This window comes from Microbacterium sp. B19 (genome assembly GCF_000333395.1).
Lineage (GTDB): Bacteria > Actinomycetota > Actinomycetes > Actinomycetales > Microbacteriaceae > Microbacterium.
Genome location: NZ_BADA01000124.1, coordinates 1 through 3,137, shown reverse-complemented (window position 1 = coordinate 3,137; position 3,137 = coordinate 1). Strand labels below are relative to the sequence as shown.

Here is a 3,137-nt window from a genome sequence, read left to right as displayed (position 1 = left end):
TGACTCGTGACGGCCCCGTCCTGCGTCCAGTGACCGCTGTTGTGCGGCCGCATCGCGAGTTCGTTGATGAGGATGCGGTCGTCGGAGGTCTCGAACAGCTCGACGGCGAGCATCCCGGTGACCCCGAGGCCTTCCGCGACGGCGATGCCGATCTGTGCGGCGGCGCGCTCGAGCCGCTCCCCCGCCCGGGGGGCCGGAGCGATCACCTCGGCGCACACGCCGTCGCGCTGCACCGTCGCGACCAGCGGGTACGCGCGCACCTCGCCCGAGGGGCGGCGCGCGACCTGCTGCGCCAACTCGCGTGTGAAATCGACGAGCTCCTCGACCAGGAGGGCCCCGCCGTTCGCGTCCTCGGCGAGCGCGGCGAACCAGTCGTCGGCCTCCGTTGCGGCCGACACGACGCGCACCCCCTTGCCGTCGTACCCGCCGCGCGGCGTCTTCACGACGGCGCGACCGCCGTGCGCGTCGAGGAAATCCTGCAGCTGTTCGGCGTCGGAGACGGCCGCCCAGTCGGGCTGCGGCATCCCGAGCTCCGCCATGCGCGCGCGCATGACGAGCTTGTCCTGGGCGACAGCCAGCGGCGCGGGGCCGGGGTGCACGGCGACGCCGGCCTCCACGAGCACCGACAGGACGTCCTGCGGGACGTGCTCGTGATCGAAGGTCAGCACGTCGACGTCGCGAGCGAAACGCAGCACGGTCTCGGCGTCGTGGTAGTCGCCGACGGCCGTGGCCGCGAGGCCCGCCGACATCCCCTCGCTCTCGGCGAGGACGCGGATGTCGATCCCGAGCTCTTCGGCGGGCGCGATCATCATCCGCGCCAGCTGTCCGCCACCGACCACTCCGACTCGCAGCGCCATGCCGCTCCTTCCGTCCCGTCCATTCTGCCTCCGTCGGTCGGCGCCGCGGCTCCCCACCCCTCGCGACGAACGGCATCCGGGCGGAGAAACGCCGCGTGAGCGCGTTTCCCGTCGTGGATGCCGCCTATCGAGAGGGCGTGAGCGGTGGGGCGTCAGAAGTCGACGGAGCCGGAGCCCTGCGACTGGGAATCGCGGTGCGCCAGGATCTGGTTCACCTCGACCTGATCCACCAGGGTTTCGTGCACGAGCACCGCGTGCGGCACGTTCTTCAGACGCATCGGAGGTTCGACGCCGTTGGAGAGCGTGAGCGTCCCCGCACCCCACAGACGCTGCAGGATGCCACGACGCATCTCGATCGCGTACCCGCGCACGTGCGAGACCTCGCGGCTGCGCGACCCGAAGAAACCCGAGCGTTCGATGACGCGGCGCGTCGTGATGGTCCACGATCGCGACAGCCACACGAAGTACGGGAGCACGACGAGCAGCACGAGCACCACGCCGGCGGCGGTCAGCAGCATCCAGTTCTCGAACGGCGCGGGGAGGTTGTCGTAGTAGTACGAAGCCGCACCGGACACGGCGATGAGGACGAGCGCGGACCAGAAGAGCCGTCGCGCGTGTCCGCGGAGGCGCACGATCCGTCGTTCGGGCGCCGCCGCACCGGGGGCCGGCGTCCGCGGGCGCCCCCCGTAGCTGGTCGGCTGGGTCACGTACTCATTCTGCGGGGCCGCGGCTCCCGTGGCCGCCCGCACACGCGGAACGGGCGCGGGTCAGCGCACGTGGACGACGTCGCCCGCGGCGACGACCGTCTCGACCGTGCCGGATCCGACCACGAGACGCCCCTCGGCGTCGAGGCGCTCCGCCCGCCCCTGGACGGTCGTCCCGTCCGGGAGCGACACCGACACGTCGCGCCCGACGGTCGCGCACAGCTTCTCGATGTCGCGGTGCACCCGCGCGACGTCGCCCCTCGACAGCGCATCGAGGAATCCGTCCAGGCCACGCAGATAGTCCGCGAGCAGCCGGTCCTCGTCGACGTCGACGCCGATCGCGGCGAAAGACGTGGCCGTCGAGACCGGGAGGTCGGCGCGCGTCATCCGCGTGTTGATCCCGGCTCCGACGACGACGGTGTCGGGAGCACCGGGGACGACCTCCGCCAGGATGCCGCAGATCTTCCCCCCGTCCACGAGCACGTCGTTCGGCCACTTCAGCTGGGCGCTCGCGCCGTGCCCTGCCAACCGGGTGTCCACGGCCCGCGCCATGGCCGCGCCGGCGGCGAGCGGGATCCATCCGCGCATCTCGATCGGGACCCGCACCGCGTCCACGACGACCGACACGGCGAGCGCGGTGCCCGCCGGCGCGGTCCACGTGCGGTCGAGGCGGCCGCGCCCGGCGCGCTGATCGTCGGTGACGACGAGCGACAGGTGGGGCCAGCCGGTCGGGTCCGCCATGACGGCCGCGACGACGTCGGCGTTGGTGGAATCGGTGGTCTCGACCACCTGGACGCGCGGGCTGACGCCGGCGGCGAGCGGGTATCCGGCAGCGGGGATCGGCATGTGCACACCCTAGACACGACGGCGGGGGCTCGGCATCCACTTGCCTTCCCCGCCCGATCCAGTCCAACGCAGAGGTGGATGGATGCCACAGCGTACGCGCGGGGCCCTTGTGGGCACCCTCCAACATCGGCAGGGAACCGGTCGCTAGGGTGGAAAGCGTGACCGACCAGCCCGATCTCTCCACGACCGCCGGCAAGATCGCCGACCTGCGCACGAGGTTCCAGGAGGCGGTCGTCGATGCCGAGACCGCCGCCCGCACCAAGCAGCACGCGAAAGGCAAGCTCACCGCCCGCGAGCGGATCGAGATGCTCGTCGACCCGGGTTCCTTCGTCGAGCTCGACGAGTACGTGCGCCACCGCACCTCGGCCTTCGGCATGGACAAGTCGCGCCCCTACGGCGACTCGGTCGTCACCGGCACGGGCACGATCCACGGCCGCACCGTCGCGGTCTACGCGCAGGACTTCTCCACCTTCGGCGGTTCGCTCGGCGAGGTCGCCGGCGACAAGATCATCAAGGTCATGGAGCTGGCGCTGCGCAGCGGCATCCCGATCATCGGCATGCTCGACTCGGGCGGCGCGCGCATCCAGGAGGGCGTCGTCGCGCTCGGGAAGTACGGCGAGATCTTCCGCCTCAACACCGCCGCGTCGGGCGTCATCCCCCAGATCTCGATCATCATGGGTCCGGCCGCCGGCGGTGCCGTCTACTCCCCCGCCCTCACGGACTTCGTCAT

Annotated in this window: 4 protein-coding genes; 1 reads left to right on the top strand and 3 read right to left on the bottom strand. The window is 71.6% G+C overall.

From position 1 onward, the window contains the following. The 3 genes from I5G_RS04775 to I5G_RS04765 form a co-directional block, all read right to left on the bottom strand. The coding region (locus tag I5G_RS04775; RefSeq protein ID WP_022878038.1) for a 5-(carboxyamino)imidazole ribonucleotide synthase at positions 1-857 on the bottom strand (857 nt) is incomplete at its 3' end. Between the two features lie 152 nt (positions 858-1,009). After that, positions 1,010-1,564 (bottom strand): PH domain-containing protein, encoded by a 555-nt coding sequence (locus tag I5G_RS04770; protein WP_026095653.1) that lies wholly within the window; start codon positions 1,562-1,564, stop codon positions 1,010-1,012. A 60-nt stretch (positions 1,565-1,624) separates the two neighbouring features. Beyond that, positions 1,625-2,407, bottom strand: coding sequence for a biotin--[acetyl-CoA-carboxylase] ligase (locus I5G_RS04765; RefSeq protein ID WP_022878036.1), 783 nt, complete (start codon positions 2,405-2,407; stop codon positions 1,625-1,627). A gap of 158 nt (positions 2,408-2,565) precedes the next feature. Here I5G_RS04765 and I5G_RS04760 point away from each other — a divergent pair. Further along, positions 2,566-3,137, top strand: a 572-nt coding sequence (locus tag I5G_RS04760) for a carboxyl transferase domain-containing protein (protein ID WP_022878035.1), incomplete at its 3' end; no start/stop codon positions are given.